Origin of the sequence: Clostridium akagii DSM 12554 (assembly GCF_000686725.1) — a bacterium.
Classification (GTDB): Bacteria; Bacillota; Clostridia; order Clostridiales; family Clostridiaceae; genus Clostridium_I; species Clostridium_I akagii.
In genome coordinates this window covers 20287-42266 of sequence record NZ_JMLK01000026.1, presented here as the reverse complement: position 1 = coordinate 42266, position 21980 = coordinate 20287, and the positions used below count along the sequence as shown (strand labels likewise).

General features: G+C 29.1%; 20 protein-coding genes. 4 read left to right on the top strand and 16 right to left on the bottom strand.

Features of this window, described 5'->3' with window-relative positions; genetic code table 11:
* Window positions 1-4 precede the first annotated feature (4 nt).
* The 4 genes from BR66_RS0112950 to BR66_RS0112910 form a co-directional block, all read right to left on the bottom strand.
* Window positions 5-1168 (bottom strand): zinc metalloprotease, encoded by a 1164-nt coding sequence (locus BR66_RS0112950; RefSeq protein ID WP_026883321.1) that lies wholly within the window; start codon window positions 1166-1168, stop codon window positions 5-7.
* Window positions 1165-2463 carry a radical SAM/SPASM domain-containing protein gene (locus tag BR66_RS0112945; protein WP_026883320.1) on the bottom strand — a complete coding sequence of 433 codons (1299 nt, stop codon included), beginning with the start codon at window positions 2461-2463 and terminating at the stop codon, window positions 1165-1167. The genes BR66_RS0112950 and BR66_RS0112945 overlap by 4 nt, the downstream gene beginning before the upstream one ends.
* Window positions 2464-3796: 1333 nt before the next feature.
* On the bottom strand, window positions 3797-4684 hold the full coding sequence (gene yabG / locus BR66_RS0112915; protein WP_026883319.1) for a sporulation peptidase YabG: 888 nt from the start codon (window positions 4682-4684) through the stop codon (window positions 3797-3799).
* Between the two features lie 122 nt (window positions 4685-4806).
* Entirely contained in the window at window positions 4807-5811 is a 1005-nt protein-coding gene (locus BR66_RS0112910) for a CotS family spore coat protein (RefSeq protein WP_026883318.1), read from the bottom strand.
* A 123-nt stretch (window positions 5812-5934) separates the two neighbouring features.
* Here BR66_RS0112910 and BR66_RS0112905 point away from each other — a divergent pair, with 123 nt between their 5' ends.
* Window positions 5935-7068, top strand: coding sequence for a glycosyltransferase family 4 protein (locus tag BR66_RS0112905; RefSeq protein ID WP_026883317.1), 1134 nt, complete (start codon window positions 5935-5937; stop codon window positions 7066-7068).
* Window positions 7069-7130: 62 nt separating this feature from the next.
* On the opposite strand, the gene BR66_RS0112900 is transcribed toward BR66_RS0112905, so the two are convergent.
* Genes BR66_RS0112900 through BR66_RS0112890 form a run of 3 tightly spaced genes read right to left on the bottom strand, consistent with a single transcriptional unit; the run spans window position 7131 to window position 9958 of the window.
* Entirely contained in the window at window positions 7131-8153 is a 1023-nt protein-coding gene (locus BR66_RS0112900) for a CotS family spore coat protein (protein ID WP_026883316.1), read from the bottom strand.
* The gene (locus tag BR66_RS0112895; protein ID WP_026883315.1) at window positions 8147-8923 is read right to left on the bottom strand and encodes a protein kinase family protein; all 777 of its coding nucleotides are present in this window, start codon (window positions 8921-8923) and stop codon (window positions 8147-8149) included. The genes BR66_RS0112900 and BR66_RS0112895 overlap by 7 nt, the downstream gene beginning before the upstream one ends.
* A 24-nt stretch (window positions 8924-8947) precedes the next feature.
* Entirely contained in the window at window positions 8948-9958 is a 1011-nt protein-coding gene (locus tag BR66_RS0112890; protein WP_026883314.1) for a CotS family spore coat protein, read from the bottom strand.
* A gap of 139 nt (window positions 9959-10097) precedes the next feature.
* Between BR66_RS0112890 and BR66_RS0112885 the strand changes: the two genes are divergently transcribed.
* Complete coding sequence (locus BR66_RS0112885; protein WP_026883313.1) at window positions 10098-11231, top strand: glycosyltransferase family 4 protein; 1134 nt, start codon at window positions 10098-10100, stop codon at window positions 11229-11231.
* Window positions 11232-11367: 136 nt separating this feature from the next.
* On the opposite strand, the gene BR66_RS0112880 is transcribed toward BR66_RS0112885, so the two are convergent.
* The 7 genes from BR66_RS0112880 to BR66_RS24845 form a co-directional block, all read right to left on the bottom strand.
* A complete protein-coding gene (locus tag BR66_RS0112880) occupies window positions 11368-12657 on the bottom strand; it encodes an ABC transporter substrate-binding protein (protein ID WP_051624231.1) in 1290 nt (429 codons plus the stop codon).
* A 114-nt stretch (window positions 12658-12771) separates the two neighbouring features.
* Window positions 12772-14148 carry a radical SAM/SPASM domain-containing protein gene (locus tag BR66_RS0112875; protein WP_026883311.1) on the bottom strand — a complete coding sequence of 459 codons (1377 nt, stop codon included), beginning with the start codon at window positions 14146-14148 and terminating at the stop codon, window positions 12772-12774.
* Between the two features lie 179 nt (window positions 14149-14327).
* On the bottom strand, window positions 14328-15269 hold the full coding sequence (locus tag BR66_RS23800; protein WP_051624230.1) for a DMT family transporter: 942 nt from the start codon (window positions 15267-15269) through the stop codon (window positions 14328-14330).
* Window positions 15270-15477: 208 nt separating this feature from the next.
* The gene (gene nadC, locus BR66_RS0112865) at window positions 15478-16314 is read right to left on the bottom strand and encodes a carboxylating nicotinate-nucleotide diphosphorylase (protein WP_026883310.1); all 837 of its coding nucleotides are present in this window, start codon (window positions 16312-16314) and stop codon (window positions 15478-15480) included.
* Window positions 16295-17596, bottom strand: coding sequence for an L-aspartate oxidase (locus BR66_RS0112860; protein ID WP_026883309.1), 1302 nt, complete (start codon window positions 17594-17596; stop codon window positions 16295-16297). Before BR66_RS0112860 ends, nadC begins: the two co-directional genes overlap by 20 nt.
* Before the next feature lies 1 nt (window position 17597).
* Complete coding sequence (nadA, locus tag BR66_RS0112855) at window positions 17598-18509, bottom strand: quinolinate synthase NadA (RefSeq protein WP_026883308.1); 912 nt, start codon at window positions 18507-18509, stop codon at window positions 17598-17600.
* Between the two features lie 252 nt (window positions 18510-18761).
* Complete coding sequence (locus tag BR66_RS24845) at window positions 18762-19229, bottom strand: hypothetical protein (protein ID WP_051624229.1); 468 nt, start codon at window positions 19227-19229, stop codon at window positions 18762-18764.
* A gap of 349 nt (window positions 19230-19578) precedes the next feature.
* On the opposite strand from BR66_RS24845, the gene BR66_RS0112845 reads away from it, so the two are divergent.
* Window positions 19579-19848, top strand: a complete 270-nt coding sequence (locus tag BR66_RS0112845) for a CD3324 family protein (protein ID WP_026883307.1) — start codon at window positions 19579-19581, stop codon at window positions 19846-19848.
* 198 nt (window positions 19849-20046) lie between these two features.
* Window positions 20047-20859, top strand: coding sequence for an alpha/beta fold hydrolase (locus BR66_RS0112840; RefSeq protein WP_026883306.1), 813 nt, complete (start codon window positions 20047-20049; stop codon window positions 20857-20859).
* Between the two features lie 83 nt (window positions 20860-20942).
* On the opposite strand, the gene BR66_RS0112835 is transcribed toward BR66_RS0112840, so the two are convergent.
* Together BR66_RS0112835 and BR66_RS0112830 are read right to left on the bottom strand one after the other, a co-directional pair.
* Window positions 20943-21170, bottom strand: coding sequence for a DUF2164 domain-containing protein (locus tag BR66_RS0112835; protein ID WP_026883305.1), 228 nt, complete (start codon window positions 21168-21170; stop codon window positions 20943-20945).
* A gap of 58 nt (window positions 21171-21228) precedes the next feature.
* Window positions 21229-21909: a pseudouridine synthase gene (locus BR66_RS0112830; RefSeq protein ID WP_026883304.1), complete on the bottom strand. Its 681-nt coding sequence runs from the start codon at window positions 21907-21909 to the stop codon at window positions 21229-21231.
* Between the last annotated feature and the right edge of the window lie 71 nt (window positions 21910-21980).

Here is a 21980-nt window from a genome sequence, read left to right as displayed (position 1 = left end):
TAGTTTACCTCCCATCTACTATTGTTTTACTGACGAATCTTTTTCGTATCAAACATATATAAAAAATGCAATATAACAATGATATGAAAATAATTAATACTATTAAATAAAGCCCTTTAATTATTTGTAAAGAAGAAATTAACCAAGTAATCTCAAATGTAAATAAAATCATAGTTGAAGCAAATGTTACAATTGAATATATGATTTCACTTTTTTTATATCCCTTTAGAACTGCTCTTTTCCATGTATTACCTATAAGTCTATAACTACTTTTCCTTAAATTAGGTTCCCCAAATAATACAGTAAAAACAAAGTATCCATCACTTAATGATAACGGTATTAGATTAACAAAGAACATTTTTAAATTTGCCAATGCGATTACTATAAATATATAGAGGTTAGTAATATAAAAAATATTTAAAGATATTAAGGAAATAAATATATTAAAGGTTACCCCTGCTAATAACACCTTTAATAAATCTTTTCTTTTCAATGAATATAAGTTTTTATTTTCTAAATACATCATTGGTATAAAATACCAATATAATATAAATACAAATTTTTTGGATTCTGCTCCATATCTTTGTGCTACTAATAAATGAGCTATCTCATGAAAAATGAATGAAAAAACCATACAAATATTTATCAAAATATATGATTCCAAATATGACTCTTTATATTTAATCAGATCAAATATTGAATACTGATTATGATATTTTGCAAACAAGTAGAAAAATATTACTGCATTAATTAAGAAAATAAACTTAAAACCTTTTAGAAATTTCGCTAATATCACAGGATTTAGTTTTATCTTAGATAATGATTTTTCAAAAATCTTCAAGGAAAATCGCTCTGCTTCATTGAAGTTCTTTGTTAACGTTTCTTCTCCCATTTGCCCTAGTGATATTATTCCCTTATTCTTAAGTAAATTTACAATGGATATTAGTTCATGTATTTCTATACCGATTTTGCTACTTATATCTTCTAAAGTATTATTTCCATTAAATTCCTTTATCAATAGATTAATTGAAATAATATTTTTATCCTCAATGATTAAATTTACTCCATTAATTTTATTTCCAAGTACTATATAACTTGATTTATCATTTTTATATAATTGATTATAATACAATCCTTTGCTAACTTTAGGCTTTAATTTTATATTCATTTCAACTTCTTACTTTCTGAATATTCATACACTTGATACAATACTCTTTCTAATCCACTTTTACCAATATCACAATGTTCATCAATTACTTCTGATATATTTTTATTGGTTAAATAAAATGAGCCCACGCATCCTGAACAAGCTTCAGAACAAATTGTATTTGCCCAACATGTCTTACATTTGTTATTGTTAACTATTTTATTATCAATAAACTTTTGTCTTATTTTATTAAAATCTTCTTGTAAAAAGTTATTAATATTGCTCATAACAAATTCATCAACTTCTCCAAACATAAAGCAGGGATAAATATTACCCTTTTCATCTACTGTTATAGTACTTATTCCAGCTGAACAAAAATGTTCTGATATTATTTTATTTTTCAATATTTGTATAATACTTTTTGCTTTTACAAGATTAATTTCTTTTGCTTTACCTTTTAAAGATTCCTTAATGCATAAGTCAAAATATTTTACTCTACTTTCCTTCCTCCGCTTCTCACTATCACTCATTACATTTTTACAATCAATTACAGGTGTCATATGTACAGAATCAACTTTTAGTGTTTTGATATATTTAAAATTATCAATGTTATTTTTACTTATAAAATAATCTATTTGTTTATCATCAACAGTCATTTCTATATCCAATAAATATGGCCTACTTTTATTCATTAGTTCAATATTTTTGATCACACTATCATGAACACTATGATTATTATTTTTGAATATTCTGTTATAGTCATTTATTTCTTTCTTTCCATCTAAGCTTATAGTAACTGATTGAAAAAAATCATTGAATATTTCTATAATTTCTTCATTTATTATAGTTCCATTGGTAACTATTGTATAGTTAGGTTTTTTTAGATTTCGCTTCTTGAATAATTCATTAATAAATAAAATCCCATCCCTCAAAATTTTATAATTTGTTAATGGTTCTCCTCCAAAAAATTGTATGCACTCTATTCCTTTTGGAAAAATATCTAAAGTTACTTCTATACTTTTCATTAAAGTTTCTAAGTCCATCATTAAAGATTCTTTATCCCCATAATTACCACCACTAGCATAACAATATTTACAATTTAAATTGCATACTTTACTAATAATCAACACAAGTTTTGAACATTTGTTTAAATCTTTATCTTTTATTTGAATATTTACTTCTCTTTTGTTAAAGTTTATATCACCTATACCATTCTTATCTATTATTCCTTTGTATTTTTCTGGTACCCTATAAAGCCTAATTTCATTAGAATCAAACAAAAATCGTTTTCCTTCTTTATCAAATAAATGATGCATACTTATCTCCTTAGTTTTTATATTTTACAAATAATAATGAGTATTGTAATATTCTTGGATTTATTTGTTTTTCTTAATATAATCTAGGTTTAATAATTACACCAAAAATCCATTCTTCAAGTTACTAATTTATTACAATTATGCCTCTTGGATTTTACTTTTTAAAATTATACCTCTTGTCTACTTTTCATGGACAATTACAACCGAAACCACTTCCTGGTGTTACTATATCTTCTAATTCTTCTATTTCACTTACTACCACTTCTTCTAGTTCTATATTTTCCATAATGGTTTACCCCCTTTTATTGCATAAATTTTAACTAACAATTACAGCCAAAACCGCTTCCTGGTGTTACTATTTCTTCTAATTCTTCTATTTCACTTACTATTACTTCTTCTAGTTCTATATTTTCCATAATGGTTTACCCCCTTTTATTGCATAAATTTTAACTAACAATTACAGCCAAAACCGCTTCCTGGTGTTACTATTTCTTCTAATTCTTCTATTTCACTTACTATTACATCTTCTAGTTCTATATTTTCCATAATGGGTTACCCCCTTTTATTGCATAAATTTTAACTAACAATTACAGCCAAAACCGCTTCCTGGTGTTACTATTTCTTCTAATTCTTCTATTTCACTTACTATTACATCTTCTAGTTCTATATTTTCCATAATCGGTTACCCTCTTCTTATTGCATAAATATTAACTAACATGTACAACCGAATCCGCTTCCTGGTGTCACTATCTCTTCCAATTCTTGGATTTCATTTATTTTTACTTCTTCTAATTCCAAAAGTTGCTCTTTATCCATTACAATTTTCGCCTCCTTTCAATCCTTAAATATACAATATTTACTCATTATTTTTTAATATTAACATTATTTATCATTTTTAGCAATGTATACATTGATTATTTTTTACTGTTTTATAATTATTTATATTTTAAGTTATTATATAGTGACTATTTTATATTTCCTAAGACATTTCAAAATATTTGCTTTTAGGAATTCATTTAGTATAATAACTTCAGTAGTTTTTATAAAATATTAAAAACTTTATAGGCAATTGAAATGAATTTTCATGGATATAAATGTTATTGAACTCTCCCCCTAAAAATCATAAAATATATGAGTACTGACATCAAAATACAGAAATTATATGCTAAGGATTAAAACTAAGTAAGAACACTTTTAAAGCCATGAATTTTGCCTAAGTTATGCTATAAATATGTGCTATAAAAATTTGTATTCAAATTTCATCATTTATAGTTGTAAGTAAACCTATATCTATAAACTAAGCCTCATGGCAAATATAGCCATGAGGCTTTACTTATCTAACGAATATGGACTTTGGATATCCTTCTCTGCACTTACCTCGTGTTTGAACTCCTCCAACCCCTTTTACACCCGTTATTGTATTTTTTACAACGTCCTGTATGTTAACAACTTCTCCAATGTTCGTGTATGCCACCTTTTGGCATACAAAAACCGGATCAAGGCAATGAATTAGTACTCGTTCAGGTGAACTTGCAAAATTCGCGCCAGCATCTAAAATAGCTTCATAATAACTCTGGCATGCTCCAGCATATATAACTAAATTATCATAACCTGGTTCATATTCTCTTAGTCTTGCTACGGAATCAACAAAATATTTTGAATTCCTATAATTATTTAAATCAGTGTAGTCTTTGGTTTCCTTAGATATGCCGTCATGTCCAGTTATAACAACTATATCTGGCTTAACCTCTTTTACAATATCAACTATTTGTTCCGGTTGCTCACTTTCTAAAATAACTCTTCCTACTGCATCAATTGAAAGTTGCTTATAAACCTTTAAACATACATCTAGATAGCCTGCATCACCATCTAGATGTAGTATCTTTCCTGGTCTCCTAAATGACATACCTTCATCAAAATCTATGGGACTAATTTTGATTTGCTTTATATCTCTGTATTTTTTTTTAACAGACGTATTATTTCTATTATTTACAATACTTCTAATGGATTCATTTACTTTTTTATTGAAAACAACCTCTGCTTTTCCAAAACTATCTTCCTTAACTTCTTCTAAATCATCTATTTTTGCATCTGCAACTATTCTTAGATTAACCCCGTTCAATACATATATAATCTCATTATCAACATGTTTAATATCCATAATCTTAAAAGTTATATCCCTATTGTAGGATTTTCTTACTACAGTATCCCCTATTTCCATATATAAACCCCATCAAATTGCTACTATTACATACTATGATCCACTTTCAAATATTGTTAATTATTACTATATATTTTTTTAGAAAAGTCAGCCTTCTCAAAGCACACAAAACAAGTAACAAGTTACTCGCTTTGGTCATACATTATTTTAAAATCCTCGATTAATTTATTGAATTTTTCTCTTTCATCAACTAATTCCTGTATTTTTTTGTTAAATGTACTTTGTCCCCAATTTACTTCATTGTAATAAAACCGATTAGATAGCCTCCAAAAACGTTGTGGAAAAAGAAGAAATGCAAATAGCACCCTGTATTCTCTTTCTTCTAATGGACTAACTTCATTATATGCATCAATTATAATTTTTGCATATTCAATATTCCAATCACACCTTTTTAAAACTTTTATCAAGTAATTGGATATATCATAAACCCTGATCTCTCTCTTGCAATAATCAAAATCTATAACATTAACCTTATCCTCTTTATCTATGATTATGTTATGATAGGTATAATCATGGTGGCAAAATCCTTTTTCTTCTTCAGTTTTTTTACATAAATTCATGTATTCAGAATTGTTTAGAATTTTTATAGACTTCAATCCAACTTGTTTAAAATAATCAACATTTTTTATATAGCATAAATCAAAAGGAGTTTTTCTGCCTTTTTTTCTTGCCATATCTCTCATCTTTTCAAATGATCTTACCCTCTTTTCCATAAGATGTGTCCATCTTCCTAAATCCGTTTTAAGCTTACTGTTTTCAGGTGGTTCATACCCCTTAGATTTCTCATGTAGTACTGCAAGTGTTTTTGAGGATTTTATTAAATCTTCCTTTTCATAAAAATTGCATTCCCTCCCTTCAATCCACTCTGAAAGAGTATATATATCTTCATTTACAAGTGCATAAGGGTTTCCATTTATATTTAAGCAATATCTGTCCACAGCATCGAATCCATTTAAGATAAGATGTTCCTTAGCAGCATAGACAAATAGAAGCTTTTGGATGCCATAATCAATCTTTTTAAGACATTTAAATCCCTTATTTGTTTTTAAATAGTATACCCCTCGATTGGGTTTGATTGATTCAATTTTAATATCAAATTGCCTCTCAATTTCAAATTCTCGCATCATACTAGCATCACCTCCATAAAATATGTATATGAGTATGCTTGTTTTTTTAGAATGGTAAATAACATTAACAATTTATTGTGTTTTTTAATATAATAAACTGAAGAAATAATGAAGGAAAAGCTTATGAAAATAGGAATTGATGCAAGAGCTGCTAAATTGTATAGGGGAACTGGTATTGGAACTTACACCTTTCAGTTAATAAACTCCCTAAATAAAATTGATTATAAAAATAATTACTTATTATTTATGCCTAACTCCCCTGGGCTAGATATAAACTTTTCAAAAAATTTTATAATAAATAATATAGATGAAAAAGATGCAACTACATTTTGGTCATCAGTAAATATTCCAAATATTTTAAGCGGAAAAGATATAGATTTATACCACGTACCTCAAAATGGAGTTGGTCTTCCAAAAGATAAAAAGTGTCCATTTATTATAACGCTTCACGATGTAATTCCAATTAGGATGCCTGAGACTGTCAGTGATAAATATCTTCACATCTTTAATGACGAACTACCAAAGGTCCTTCCATTGTGCGATGGTATTATAACTGTATCTGAATTTTCCAAACAAGATATTTCAAAGGCATTTAATTTTCCAGAAGAAAAAATTCATGTGACCTATCTTGGTGCTGAAGAAATTTATAGGCCTTTAAACAAAGACCTCTGTAGACATATAATTGAAAAATACTATGGGATATCAGATGATTTTATACTATATGTGGGAGGCTTTAGCCCTCGAAAAAATATATTTGGACTCCTTCATGGTTTTAGTAAACTTCTATCAAAGAGTCCAAAAAATTTAAAACTTGTAATTGCAGGCAAAAGAGGTGAGTCTTTTAAAAAATATAGAGAGTTAACAGAGAAACTTGAAATAACTGATAATGTTATTTATCCCGGGTTTATTCCTTTAGAACACATGCCTTATCTTTACAATTGTGCTAAACTATTTGTTTATTTATCTTTTTATGAAGGTTTTGGGCTTCCTCCAATTGAGGCTATGGCATGTGGAGTACCTGTTATATCTTCAAATGTCACATCACTTCCCGAAGTATTAAAAGATTCAGCTTTATTTGTTAATCCCGCTAGTCAAGATGATATTTGTGAAGCACTATGTAACGGGTTGTATAATAAACCCTTAATAAAGAATTTAATCCTTAAGGGTTTATTATTAAGCAGTGAATTAAAATGGATAAATACGGCGAAACGTACCTTGGAAGTATATAATGATGTTGTGTTCTCTAAAAATAACTAATAGTAAGTTTTACTCATCATAAAAACGCTATTACCTTAAATTATGATAATAGCGTTTTTTATTTATATTTTATAATTATAAAAACTCTTTAAAAAATCAATTCTCGCTTCTTCCAATTTTAATTTTCTATTTATTTTAGCAATAAAGACCTGCTCTTCCCATTCTTTTCTCCTAGTATAATAATCCTTTGCTATTTCATAAAAGTCTTGTGGAAAAGTTAACATACTAAAAAGAATATTTAATTCATTGTTACTTAGAGTGTTAGTTAATCTATAGTTAGTTATAATAATCTTTGCATTATCTATATCAAAGGGAGCATTTTTGTTAACTTTGTTTATAAAATTGCATATGTCATGAATCTTAAGATCTATCATAGCAAAATCAAAATTAATAAAATATGCTTTGCTATCCTTAATAATTATATTGTGCTGGGCTAAATTGTGGTGACAAAGTGCTATTTTATCCTCTTCACTACACAGTTTATAATATAGATTTTTATTTAATAAGGATATACTATCCTCTGTTTGTTTTATATAAATATCAACATTTTTTAGAAATATATCATCAAATTCTCGTTTGTTTTCATAAAGATTAGCCATTTTCTTTAGAAATAACATTTCTTCTTTTTTTCTATTTAAATTAGCTATAAGATTGCCACATATATACTTACTGGAGTTTTTATACCTAAATCCCTCTGATGCTTTGTGAAGTTCTCCAATCCCCCTAGACGCAATGCCTAGATCAACATGATTACTAAATTCACACTCTTTACCATCCACTACGTTCATGACACAATAAATCTCGCCTTTCCACTCTTCGTAGATTTTGTGATTTATAGTTTCTTGAAATTCAATCATTCTATTAAAATTCACCTTTACATAGTTTAATGCATTGGCAATAAATTCAAATTCTTCTAAGGTATAATCAATCTTTTTCAAAACTTTATTTCCCTTATCAGTAACAAGTATATATGCTCTTCTAAGAGGTACAACATCATATACTTTAAGTTTAAATTTATCAAAAAGCTTTACATCCAAATCGTATCCTGATAGATAATTTTTATCTAAATATCCTACATCTAACATATATTAACCCCCAGTAATAGGTTTTCACCATCTCTTTCCACAGCATCATTTAGTTTCTGCTTATAGTAGTTCACATTAAATTTATTTCTTTTTAATCTATACCTCTCACAGCACTTCATATATTCATGAGGGTATGAGGAAAGTGCCATGATAAAAGTATAGCTGTTTTTATTTAAGCCTTGAAGTTCACAAAAATAATTTATTATTTTACTATAATCAATGGATATAATATTTCTTTTTAATTTTCTAATTAAATATACTGCATCCATCTCGATCATATTGTAAGCACATCTATTAAGGCTAGCTATTTCAATACTATCCTTTTTTCTAATATTATTAAAATATGTGGTTCCTAGGCATAATTCGGACCTTTCCATACTTCTTCTAACAAGGCCTAAGTAGTCAGAATCATTTACTAAATTAATACATGACTCTGCCCTATGCATATATATATCAGAAGTTTCAATAAGAGTGCACTCAAATTCGTTCATATAATCTTTAGATTTTATATTCCTCAATGTATTTGATAAATTTTTTATCCATACCTTATATTTTTCAACAGTTTTACCAATCTTATTATTCATCATTTTATATGCCATACCTTGGTACTGCATCGCTAATTTCTGAAACTCACAGATTGCTTCAATTTGTTTAAAAACAATATTTTCTGTTATGTTTTCTACCATTTTTGCATCTTTAAACTCTCCAATTATTCTAAAATCTCTTTCTGAAAGATATTGTTCCAAATTGCCTCTATTAATTTCCGCCATATACTCACCTCGATTCATAATGTTCTAACAGCTATATTTAATTCTACCGAACTCTTCCAGGAACTCCTGCCTTTCATTTCTGTCCACTTCTATCTTTCTTAATTTACTTATAAAATTTTCTTCTTTCCAAGGCTGCTTTTCCCAATAATATTGAATTCCAATCTGCCAAAATTCTTGTGGAAACTCCATAAATGCAGCCATGATACCTATATCTTCTTCTAGTATTGGATATGTTGAACTATATATATCTATAATATAAACAGCACTCCTCAGATCCCACTTTCCATTTTTCATTTTTCTTATTAATAAACTAGATAGATCATGGAGATGTGTATCCAAAATACAATAGTCAAAGTCTATTATACTTATTTCTCCGCTTTTATTTATAAGTACATTATGATGTGCATAATCATGGTGGCAAAATCCATTTTTCTTCTTTTCTAGCTGCATTTTATTAATGTAATCCGTAACTTTTAAATGGTTAATAGATTTTTCTGCTCTTTCAATTTCTTCATTTACCATATTTGCATAGATATTATCAAACTCTGTTTTTTTTGTCCTTTTTTCTATTCTATTTTTAAAATCCCATATTTCCTCTTCTCTTGTTTTAAAAACCTGATTCCATTTCATCCAATTATCCCTTGGGTGCATGTCTTTTGTTATAATATAATTCTCACTTTTCTTATGAAGACTAGCTAAAGTAGATGATGCTAACATTAAATCCAGTGGATTATCATAATTACATTCCCTTGCTGCAATCCATGCTGTAACATAGGCATAATAATCTCCAAAATTTATATAGTCCTTCCCATGTTTATTAAATATTATTTCAGGAACGCTTCCAAATCCTCTTTTAATTAGATGTTTTATGGCTTCTAGAATAAATAAGAAATGCCCTAATTCATAGTGAACAACCTTTAAGCAAAAATCTTCCTCTTTAGTTTCCAACCTGTAAACATTTTTTATCTTAACCACATTGGTAACATTTATATCATAATTGTCATTTACAAGTTTTACCACTTCGAAATCTTCCAAAGCTTATGCCCCCATAAAGCATTATTATGTATTTATTATATGAATTTCCTTATAAGTGTGTGAATACTGACACATTTGAAACATAAGAATAATATTATTAATATATGTAGCTTATTAATCAATTTTTAGGAGTGATAGGATGAAGATTGCTTTTGATGCCAGAGGTATAAATTGGTACAAAGGTACGGGTATTGGCACTTATACAGAAAACCTTCTTAAAAGCCTTCTATCCATTGATATTAAAAATAAATATAGTATCTATTGGTCAGGCAATGACTATAGCAGCTTTAAAAAAACGAATTCCAGTATAAAGATGGCGTCTAAACGATACCACAGATTTTTTCAAGAGCATTATTTCCCTATGGATATTAAAAACAATAGTATTGATATATACCATATTTCTCAAAATGGAATTGGACTTTCGGAAAATATAGATTGTTTAAAAGTGGTAACTATACATGACTTAATACCATATATCATGCCCGAAACTGTTGGAAAAGGATATTTACTAAAATTTTTAAGATATATGCCTAGGGTCATTGAATTCTCTGATGCAATAATAACTGTTTCCAATTGCTCAAAAAATGATATTTTAAAATTTTTTCCTGTTGACCCAAATAAGATATTTGTTACACCCTTAGCAGCTGATAAAATTTATAAACCTATGGACAAAAAATACTGCAAAAACTATTTAAACAAAAAATATGGTATTAACAATAAATTTATTTTATATATTGGAGGCTTTAGCTCGAGAAAAAATGTAGACCTACTTATTAAGGCCTTTGAAATGGTAAAATCTTCTTTTCAAGAGGATATTAAATTATTGATATGTGGAGCAAGAAAAGATGCTATAGAAAATTTGCAAACCATTAGTGATAATTCTAAAGTTTGTGAAAGTATAATTTTCACAGATTATGTTGAAGGTTACGATTTGCCAATATTTTATAACGCTTGTGAGATATTTGTTTATCCGTCTCTTTATGAAGGTTTTGGCCTTCCTCCACTTGAGGCTATGAGTTGTGGTGCTCCTGTTATAACTTCAAATATTTCTTCAATTACTGAAGTTGCTCATGACGGCGCAATACTTATAAATCCCTCAGATGTAAATGCACTATCTACTAATATATATGACTTACTTACAGATAAAAGCAAAAAAGACTATTGGTCGAAAAAAGGTTTGCTAAGATCATGTGATTTTTCCTGGATAAAAACGGCAGAACAAACCTTAACTGTTTATAAAGAACTCATAGAAAAAGATTTTCTAAAAATTTAAGAGTTAAAAGCAATTTTTCTACTAGGCAGGAAAGTCCATAAAAAAAGATTATCCCTGGCAATGATTTTCTAATCATTGCTAGGAATAATCTTTTTTATTTTGCACCAATACAAAATTCCCTCAACTTGTCACTTGGTTATTTCATGGTGTTTGAAGTTTCAAAACCGTTTTGTACATTATATATGTTTTGTTTTAAATCTCCATTTGCAGCAGAGGTATCTATTATAGTACTTTGAATTGTGTCTCTTATTTGTGTGAAATATTTATTATACTTTATATTCTGAAGTCCATTAACCTGATCAATAGCAATTCTACCTAAACTTTTATTTTTATAAAAGCTACTAGTTTTATAAAGTTTAATATTACTATATGCGGAAATATTAGCAGTTATATAGCCATATTTTTCAAATTCCAAAGAAGAACTTTCATCATCAGTTGTTACATATTTTATAAACTCCATTGCAGCCTTATTTTGCGATGCATTTTTTAGTGCCATTATATTTTCACCAAATTCTACCGCATCCCTATTTCCTCCAGGTTCAAAAGCAGGGAGTTTCTCCACATTGAGTTTTCCAGTAAGTCCAGGATATTTATTTTGTATATTATATAAGGTGGCCAAATCACAAACTAAGGACAAGGTATCTCCATTAGCAAATGCATCTAATTTGCCGCCAATTTTACTATCATCATATAATATTTTATTACTATAACTATCAAATAAAAGTTGTGCTGGTTTAATAGAATTTTCTAAATCCAAATTATTAGAACTATCAAAATAATTAATACCTAACTGGTTTAATCCTATATCATAGAGCACACTATTATTAAAATAATCTAAAGAAAGCATTCCCTTTCCAGCAGCCTTAACAGGACCCGCACCAATATTTATATACTGATTCCAATATTTTATATCCTCTGATTTAACATTTATACCTTCAAGAAGGTCTTCTCTATACAACATAAATACAGGATCAACATACCATGGAAATGCATATATTTTACCACTGTATGTTGAATTATGTATCTGGTACTTATCATATCCACTGCTTTTAAAACCTGACGTACTGTCTGCGTCAAGTAAATTATCCTTAAATTTATCAACAATTGAAGGTATATCATTATCCTCTAAAGTAATCATATCCGGCAGTTTAGACTTATCCTTTAAATTTTTAGACAAATTATCTTCTGCTGCATTTATATCAGACGTCACTATATTGATATCTACCTGAGGATTTTTCTTTTTAAAAAGTTGTGCTTCCTCATTCAATAATGCTACATCCCTATTTGCTGCCCATATAGTAACTTTCCCTTTTAGTATACTTTTATCATTAGTAGTAACCTCTTTAGTACTCTGTTTACATGAGTATAAACTTATACTCATGATTATTAAAATTAATATTGTTATTGTTTTTCTTATCCTATTCATAATCATTGCTCCTAATTTAACAAATTGCCACACTCATAATTCTAATTTTATGCCATGAAAATGTCCACACTTTTTTGAAATTAGTTAAAATAGTTTCATAAAAAATGATAATATTTATACTTTGGACATATCATAATTTCCTTTTTCATCAAAAACTTCTTTCCACGCTTTTGCAGCTTCAGGCTTAAATCCTTCTGAAAGTTTATCTAATTCATACATAAATTCAGGATCTTCTATCATTCTTGCGGCACTTGGATGTGTTGGATACGCTCCTGTTTTTTCCACAACTTCCCTTATAACCTGGGTATTGTCTATCATCATACATGGTAATAACAAATTTCTATTATAGGGTTGTCTATTCCTTAATTCTTTAAAATATTCAGTTTTAAATGCTTCTTTTAAAGGTTTGTCCTTAACATTGCAGGTAGCAAAATGAGCAAAAATACATGGTTCTACATCTTCCTTTGAATTTATGTGGCAAAAATATTTTCCAGCTATGCATCCACCCACATAAGGAGCATCATTAAAGAAATCTAGTGTGAAATATGGTTTTTCCGTCCTTAATTTTCTTGTTCTTTCACCAAGGTATAACCTTTGATCAGGCGTAAGCATATCCTTTACACTAGGATTTTCACCAACTGGCATATATAAAAAATACCAACTCATCTTGGACCCTTTTTCTATAAGCATGTCAATAAATTCATCAGAGGTAACTGTATTTATATTATTTCTTGTAGTTGCCGAAGAAACGCCAAACAAAATTCCTCTTTCTTTCAGCATATCCATTACATTCATAACTTTTTTAAATACACCCTTTCCCCTTCTTCCGTCTGTATCTTCTTCAAACCCTTCAAGAGAAAGCATTGGAATTACATTACCTAACTTTTTAATTCTGTCTGCTACCTTTTCTGTAATCATTGTGCCATTTGAAAATGGAGTAAACATAACGTCATTATACTTTTCATATATGTCCAGCATATATTCATTTATAAAAGGTTCTCCACCTAAGATTATAATGTAATATATTCCTAGTTCTCTAGCTTCCTTAACCAGTCTATCCACTTCTTCTCTAGCTATATCGTCTTTTTTACTATAATTCCCTGCGTAACAACCAGTACATTTTAAATTACACCTCATAGAAGGACTTAAAAGCATAATCAATGGTACTTGACCACCCTCATCATTAAGCTTTTCCCTCTGATCTTTTCCAAACCACACTGCATTTGCAAAAAAATTCGTGAAAAATTTTTTAAGGCAGTTTTTATCCGTACTCCTTAGTATACTTTGTACATATTTCTGCGTTATCTCATTTTCCTTATAAAAACTGTATACAAAATCTATCCTAGCTTTTTCATCAGGGTATTTAATGGTTTTTCTAACTAAAGAGAATATTTTTTCAACATTTTTTTCTGGATCTTTATCCAAAAGTTCTACCGCATTATTAACTAAAGCTTCTCTTATATTTTTTTGAATATTGTCAATGAAATTCATTTAAAGCCCTCCTTAAGAACTATTAAATAACATGTTAAAAATTTTTCATATAACAATATATATTTCCCTAATAACTAAATAATTCTCAAAATAATAAAATAAAATAGGTATATCCATGTTTCTATTTCGATTTATTTATCATGCTAGCACTATCTTCAGCACCTAATCCATTTTTTTATCTACCTTACCTTAAATTCCTCATAGATTTCCTCATCAGGTTCATAATTGATTTTAGATTCAATTTTAGTTTTAGATTTAATTCTAGTTTTAGATAAAATTACTCTTAGATTAATAACAATCATTCCAAAAAATATTAATATACATCCTATGAATGTTCTACCAGTTAACCTATCTCCTATAAAAATCGAAAAGATAGCTCCAAATACTGGTTCTGCCAAATAAATTATAGCTGCATGTGCCGGGCTAGTATATGGTTGCATTTTATTTTGGATTGAATATGCTATTACTGTACAAAAAATTGCGGTAAATATAATTCCAAAAACTGATACAGCACTGAATCTGAAATCAAAGTGCTCAATTAATCCTGAAGGTATAACTGAAAGAATTCCTGTAGCAAAAAATTCTATAAAAGTGAACAAAAGAATATCGACCTTATGTGCATATCTATCCACAACTAAAATCTGTACTGAGAACATAAACGCAGCCGCAATTGTTATTCCATCACCAAAATTCAATGACATATTCCCATTTATAGACATTATTCCAAGACCCATTATTGAAAAAATAATTCCAATAATCACCTTAATATCAGGTATTTTTTTATATATTATTGCAACTAGAATTGGTACCATTGCAACATTTAATCCCGTAATAAACCCTGACTTACTGGGAGATGTATAAACAAGTCCCGCTGTTTGAAATATGGTACCCAAAAATACTGTAATGCCCACTAAAAGTCCGGCTATCAACGTTTCTCTATTTATATTTTTTAATCTTTTAAAACAGACTATTAGTAACATTCCTGATGCTAGGAGATACCTTAACATTACAAAGGAGTATGGTGGAAATGATTTTAGTGCTAAACTTACTATTGGAAAACTAGACCCCCACGCAACCGTTGTTAAAAGAAGGCATATATCAGCCTTAAATTCTTTATTCATGAATATGTGCCTCCTTGTTCTGCCAAAATTCATACACATTCATTATATCAAAAGGTCATTGAATTTAATAGCTGTAAAAATCTTATTTACTATAAATCAAAAGCTACTGGCGAACCCATGATTAAAAAATCATATTTTCGCCAGTAGCTTTTCTACTTTTTTAAGTCATGTAAAAAAATAAAACCATGCTTGCCCGTTTTAAATATTTCTAAATTCTCACTAAATTTTTCATACTTAAATCCAAGATTTTCGCTGAATGTGTTATAAATCCAGTAGAAATATAATCAACCCCTGTTAATGCCAAATCTTTTACCGTATTAAGTTCTACATTGCCAGAAACCTCTGTTAATGCTTTACCATCAATTAGCCTTAGAGCTTCCCTAATAACATCTAAATTCATGTTATCTAGCATTATAATGTCTGCCTTGGCATCAATTGCTTCTCTCACCTCTTCAAGGCTTTCTGTTTCAACTTCTATTTTTTTAACAAAAGAAACATATGATTTGACCATACTCACAGCATTTTTTATTCCACCTGCCGCTGCTATATGATTATCTTTTATTAGTACACCATCAGTTAAATTATATCTATGATTTTCCCCTCCACCAATTTTAACTGCGTATCTTTCCAAAATCCTTAGGTTTGGAGTGGTCTTTCTTGTATCCAAAAGTTTTGTACTTGTTTCCTCTATTTCCTGCACAAATCTATTGGTTAAAGTGGCTATTCCACTCATTCTTTGTAATAGATTAAGAGCTATCCTTTCACCACTTAGTATAATTGCTGTAGGCCCTTTAATCTTTGCAATTATCTGTCCATTTTTTATATTTTCGCCCTCAGAAACCCCAAATTTTATGTCCACTTCTCCTAAAATTTCAAATACTCTCTTAAATACCTGTGTTCCACATAAAATGCCATCTTCTTTGGCTATTAAATCCACACTACATTTTTCATCACCCTTAATAATGGCATTTGTAGTTATATCCTCATAAGCCCCATCTTCTAAAAGTGCATCCTTTATTATTTTATCAACTATTAATGAGTTCATTTTTTTTCTCCCCTAACACCTTACTAAAAGCCTCTAAAACACATTTAAGGTTTGAATCAAGAGTAACCTGAGCATCTTTAATTTTAAGACGCTCCTTTAAATTCACCATACTAGTGTTTCCAATTTTTTTATTTATATTTAAAGCTGCTCTCCTAGAGAATACTAGTCCTTCTAAAAGAGAATTGCTAGCAAGCCTATTTGCTCCATGAACTCCTGTACAGCTTACCTCTCCACAGGCATATAGATTGTCCATAGATGTTTTAGAATTCAAATCCACATCTATCCCACCCATAAAATAGTGCTGAACTGGTGTAACTGGTATCGGCTGCTTTGTTATATCAATTCCTCTTTCTTTACATCCATTATAAATTCCTGGAAATCTGTTCTTTAAAAATTCCTTTTCCATATGGCTTAAATCAAGGTATACAAAATTGGAATCCGTCCTTTTTTCTTCTTGCCATATACTATTTGAAACTATATCTCTTGGAAGAAGTTCATCTACAAAACGCTGATTATTTTTATTTATAAGTTTTGCACCTTCACCTCTTAAGGATTCTGAAATAAGAAATCTCCTATTTTTAACATCCTTCTCATACAATGCAGTAGGGTGAAATTGAACATAATTTAGATTTGCTACTTTAATTTTGTTCCTTAACGCAATTGCAATTCCATCACCAGTACTGCCTCTTCTATTTGTGGAATTTGTGAATAATCCACCTATTCCTCCAGAAGCTAAAATAGTGAATTTGGAATGTATATTATAAGCATCGCCATCTTTTATTACTGCTCCACCGATGCAAATATCTTCATATTTTAATATATCCACCAAAACCGTATCCTCATGTATAGTTATGTTATCTCTTTTCTTAACCTGATTAAATAAAGTTTCAAAAACTATCTTTCCTGTTACATCCGAGGCGTGTACTATTCTATTTATACTATGAGCACCTTCTCTTGTATAATCAAAATCGTCCCCATCCTTATCAAATTCCATTCCAAATTTCATAAGAATATCTATGTTCTTTATGGACTCTTCTGATAAAACCCTTACAGCATCAAGTCTGTTTTTTTCTTTGCCTGCTTTCATTGTATCTTCAATGAACAAATCAATATCTTTTTTATTTTTTGCTTTTGAGATCCCCCCCTGTGCAAGATAGGTGTTACAATCACAAGCTTCAGTTTTTGAAATAATCATCACTTTATATTTTCTATCGATGTTTAATGCTGCGAACATTCCTGCAACCCCACAGCCAACAACAAGTACATCTGAATATAAGTCCATGTTAATCACTCCCTAAAATAAGCATATTTTCCATAGCCTTTGCCGCATTTTTTCTAATATCTTCATCTATTTTTATTTCATATTTCATATCTACAAGACAACTGTATACGTCCTCCAGTTCTGTCTTTTTCATATTTTTACAAGTCATTCCCCTTATTGATAAAAACCTCTTGTTAGGATTTTCATTTCTTAATCTATGAAGAACTCCTTCTTCAGTAACAATCAGAAAATTGTCATCTTTGCTTTCCCTAGCGAAATTTATTATTCCACTGGTGCTTCCAACATAATCTGCTAACTTTCTCACTTCACTTTTGCATTCTGGATGCACTAGAACCTTAACATCTAGATTTTCTTCCTTCATCCTTGTAATATTATCAGCAGTAATTCTATCGTGAACGCAGCAATGACCCTCCCATAAGATTATTTTTTTTTCAGGAATATGTTCCTGTACATATGATCCTAAATTTTTATCTGGAGCAAATATTATTTCATCAGAATCAATCTTTCTAACTATTTTTACTGCATTAGATGAGGTACAACATACGTCTGAAATTGCTTTCACTTCAACTGAAGAATTTACATACGTAACCACTTTGGCTTTTGGATGTTCTCTTTTCATCTGCAAAATTTGATCTACTTCTGCCATATCTGCCATTGGGCAGCCAGCCTCTTTAACTGGTAACAGTACTGTTTTCTCTGGAGATAAGACCTTTGCACTCTCTGCCATAAATCTTACACCGCAAAAAACTATTACATCTGCTGAATTTTCTTTAGCTTTTCTGCTAAGCTCAAAGGAGTCCCCAACAAAATCGGCAACATCCTGAATCTCACTGACTTGATAATAATGAGCTAAAATTATAGCATTTTTTTCTTTTTTAAGTTTTAATATCTGTTCATTTAAATATAACGACATTAATATGTGCCCCCTATATAAGTTTACAGCTGTATATACACTTTATAATAATATATCACTATGACTTTATATTATCAATACGTAAAATTATAATAGGCATAGTTATTGGCAATATCTGTCATAGAACTTGTAATCTTCAATAAATTTAGGCTTAAAGCTTGCATTATAAATAACATAATACAAAAAACTTTAAGCCTAAATCTATATAAAGAATATACCAAAATGCTGACTTGTTATTTCTTTAATGATGCCTTAATTAATTTTATCATAGACATCTTTTTTATTTAAAGGTTTGCTACAATTATTGTCCCTAAGTTTTCCATCCCACTTTTCAATTTTTTCTTTAAAATGAGTTTTTATTTCCTCTGCCTTTTCTTTAGGAATAGCTCCCCTTTGTACTTCATCGTCTATGTACTTGCTCTTTTCTTCTATCATTAATTTTTTTACATCTTCTTCAGAATGTCCCTTTTCCTTGGCAATATCAAATAGAGTTTTTCCTGTTTTTCTTCCATTGTCAATATCCTCTTTAGTTATACCTAACTTTTCAAAAACATTTGTTTTAAACCTAGCTCTTTTATAACTATTTTCCTGAATTTTAGTACTGTTACTTGGATTTTTATGCTCCTCATCAGCTGGTTTTGTTGAGGCAAATACTGTTACATTTGTAGCAAGTAAAAGACAAATAGTCATGGCTGAAATATTTTTTAAACTTTTAAACATAATGGCGCCTCCCATAAACTTTATTACAAAGATAGTGTACCCAAAATTAAAAATAATATTAATATAGTATAAATTTATAGACGTTTTATATGAAATTTGGTATTATTTATAAAATAAGAGCTTGGTCATGATTAAAAATGACAAGTATAATATCTTACTAGGGGTGATTTAATATGAGATTCCAACTTAAAGAACGTGATGAGTTATTTATTTCCTATGCAAAGTCTGTACGTATGGTATAAGTAGACAATTTGTATGGAGTTAATAAACACATCGTTGTTTACAATTAATACCATATATACAGGCTTTGTTTCCTTAATTTGAAATGTAATTTAGGGAGCTGAGTTTTGTGAAGTATGTAAAAGTTGAAACAATTTTACCAGATAGTTTAGTTAAAGAAATTCAAAAATACATTCAAGGTAAATATATTTATATTCCATTACAAATGGAAAAAAAGAAAAAGTGGGGAGAGAATTCAGGAAGTCGAAGCTATATACAAAATAGGAATGAAAAAATACGTAACATGTATAAAAGTGGACATACAATTTTAAATTTAGCCCAGGATTTCTTTCTTTCAATTGACAGTATTAAAAAAATTATATATACAAAATGTAAATAAAAAATGCTATCACTCTTAAAAGAGTGGTAGTTTTTTTGTATAAAAAACAACATATAAATGTTTTTTATCTTTGATTTTGTACATTTTAAAATTAAAATATACATGAGGGAGAACTTAAAATCATATCTGATTCACAAGATTTATTTTAAAACCTTATTGCAAATTGATAAAAAATATATATTGATAGGAGAAAAGATAATGGAATGTAAGATAAAAAACATATCAATAAACTATGAAATAATAGGTAACGGAAAGCCTATTATTATGTTGCACGGTTACTATGTAGATCACAGATTAATGACTGGATGCATGGAACCTTTATTTAATGATAAGGATGGATATAAGAGAATTTACCTTGACTTGCCAGGAATGGGTAAGTCCACTAGTGCTAACTGGATTAAAAACTCCGATGATATGCTAGACATTGTAATTGGATTTATTGAAAAGATCATTCCTAATGAAAATTTTCTACTTGTTGGTGAATCATATGGTGGATATTTATCAAGAGGAGTAGTCTTAAAGATGCCAGAAAGAATAGATGGTGTTGTATTAATTTGTCCAGCCATAATAGCAGATTATAACAAACGCAATGTACCTGACCATATGGTTTTAGTAAAGGATGATAATTTATCATCTACACTCACAGCAGAGCAGGCTGAAGACTTTAATTCTGTGTCAGTGATGCAAAGCGAAAAAATTTATGAAAGATACAAGAATGAGATACTATCAGGTGTTAGCATTGCAAATGCAACATTTTTACAAAGACTTCAGCAAAATGGCTATGCCTTCTCCTTTGATGTAGACAAGATAAATAATACATTTGATAGACCTACACTTATATTGTTAGGTAAACAAGATAATTGTGCTGGTTATAAGGATTCATGGAATATTTTAGATAACTTTTCCAGAGCCACTTTTGCTATACTGGATATGGCAGGTCACAACTTACAGATAGAACAGGTAGATTTATTTAATTCATTAGTTAACGAATGGATTATAAGAGTAAATTAGCCTTAATCTTATTAAAACATAACGTAATAAAAATCCATTTGGGCTCTGCTACGTTATGTTTTCATTTTTTTCATTGCCTCTATTTAAAACTTCTGTAATCCAAGGGTATCTTCTAATCTTTCATTCATATATAAATATGCGTCATTAATTCCTTGATTATAAAAGTCTCCAGAAAGTTTTTCAATAAAAAAATCTAAAATAAGACCGGCTGCTAAATCTCCTAATTCTTCTTCCCTTTCCTTATAAAAATAATTTTGTATTTCTGAAATCATATCTTCACGCTTTTCTTTGCTTAAGTTAATAGTTTTCATTAGACGTTACCCCACTCTTTATTTTTTAGTTATGTATGAAATTAGCTATATTGTTATTTCATATGTTCCTCAATTCATCTACTTCATCATTGCTAAGCCTACGCCACTTGCCAGTTTCAATTCCCTGAATATTTATATTAATTATTCGAATTCTTTTTAGTTTAATCACTCTATAACCAAAAAAACCACTCATTTTTCTAATTTGTCTGTTTAATCCTTGTGTTAATATAATGGAAAAGGTATCATTATTAACTCTAGTTACCTTACAAGGTTTAGTCGTTACTTCCGAGAACTCTACTCCTTTGGACATGCTTTCTATAAAAGAATCTCCATAAGGCTTATCTAAAGTAACTATATATTCCTTCTCGTGTCCATTTTCTGATTCTAAAATTTTATTTGCCAGTTCCCCATCATTAGTCATAAGTATCAATCCCTCAGACTCTTTATCAAGCCTTCCCACAGGGAATACGTATTGGGGAAAATCAAAAAATTTTATTATGTTGTTTGGAACTTTACTCTGTGCAGTACAAATTATCCCCACTGGTTTATTTAAAACAATATAAATCTTATCTTTTATAGGAATAGGTTCATTATCAATTAATATTGTATCTGTGCTTTCTACCCACTGACCTTGTATACAAAGTTTACCATTAACTGTAATTCTATTGTCTTCAATAATTCTATTAGTTTCTCTCCTTGAACAAAAGCCAAGATTACTTAGCATCTTATTTATTCTCATTTTTACTCCTAAGTGGAACTTATATTATGTAAGTTCATTGATTCTACTACAATTAAATAATATGATAAGTT

Coding starts and splice junctions, on each gene's coding strand:
- BR66_RS0112950 (WP_026883321.1), bottom strand. CDS start 1,168: ATGAATATAAAATTAAAGCCTAAAGTTAGCAAAGGATTGTATTATAAT.
- BR66_RS0112945 (WP_026883320.1), bottom strand. CDS start 2,463: ATGCATCATTTATTTGATAAAGAAGGAAAACGATTTTTGTTTGATTCT.
- yabG (WP_026883319.1), bottom strand. CDS start 4,684: ATGGAAATAGGGGATACTGTAGTAAGAAAATCCTACAATAGGGATATA.
- BR66_RS0112910 (WP_026883318.1), bottom strand. CDS start 5,811: ATGATGCGAGAATTTGAAATTGAGAGGCAATTTGATATTAAAATTGAA.
- BR66_RS0112905 (WP_026883317.1), top strand. CDS start 5,935: ATGAAAATAGGAATTGATGCAAGAGCTGCTAAATTGTATAGGGGAACT.
- BR66_RS0112900 (WP_026883316.1), bottom strand. CDS start 8,153: ATGTTAGATGTAGGATATTTAGATAAAAATTATCTATCAGGATACGAT.
- BR66_RS0112895 (WP_026883315.1), bottom strand. CDS start 8,923: ATGGCGGAAATTAATAGAGGCAATTTGGAACAATATCTTTCAGAAAGA.
- BR66_RS0112885 (WP_026883313.1), top strand. CDS start 10,098: ATGAAGATTGCTTTTGATGCCAGAGGTATAAATTGGTACAAAGGTACG.
- BR66_RS0112880 (WP_051624231.1), bottom strand. CDS start 12,657: ATGAATAGGATAAGAAAAACAATAACAATATTAATTTTAATAATCATG.
- BR66_RS0112875 (WP_026883311.1), bottom strand. CDS start 14,148: ATGAATTTCATTGACAATATTCAAAAAAATATAAGAGAAGCTTTAGTT.
- BR66_RS23800 (WP_051624230.1), bottom strand. CDS start 15,269: ATGAATAAAGAATTTAAGGCTGATATATGCCTTCTTTTAACAACGGTT.
- nadC (WP_026883310.1), bottom strand. CDS start 16,314: ATGAACTCATTAATAGTTGATAAAATAATAAAGGATGCACTTTTAGAA.
- BR66_RS0112860 (WP_026883309.1), bottom strand. CDS start 17,596: ATGGACTTATATTCAGATGTACTTGTTGTTGGCTGTGGGGTTGCAGGA.
- nadA (WP_026883308.1), bottom strand. CDS start 18,509: ATGTCGTTATATTTAAATGAACAGATATTAAAACTTAAAAAAGAAAAA.
- BR66_RS24845 (WP_051624229.1), bottom strand. CDS start 19,229: ATGTTTAAAAGTTTAAAAAATATTTCAGCCATGACTATTTGTCTTTTA.
- BR66_RS0112840 (WP_026883306.1), top strand. CDS start 20,047: ATGGAATGTAAGATAAAAAACATATCAATAAACTATGAAATAATAGGT.
- BR66_RS0112835 (WP_026883305.1), bottom strand. CDS start 21,170: ATGAAAACTATTAACTTAAGCAAAGAAAAGCGTGAAGATATGATTTCA.
- BR66_RS0112830 (WP_026883304.1), bottom strand. CDS start 21,909: ATGAGAATAAATAAGATGCTAAGTAATCTTGGCTTTTGTTCAAGGAGA.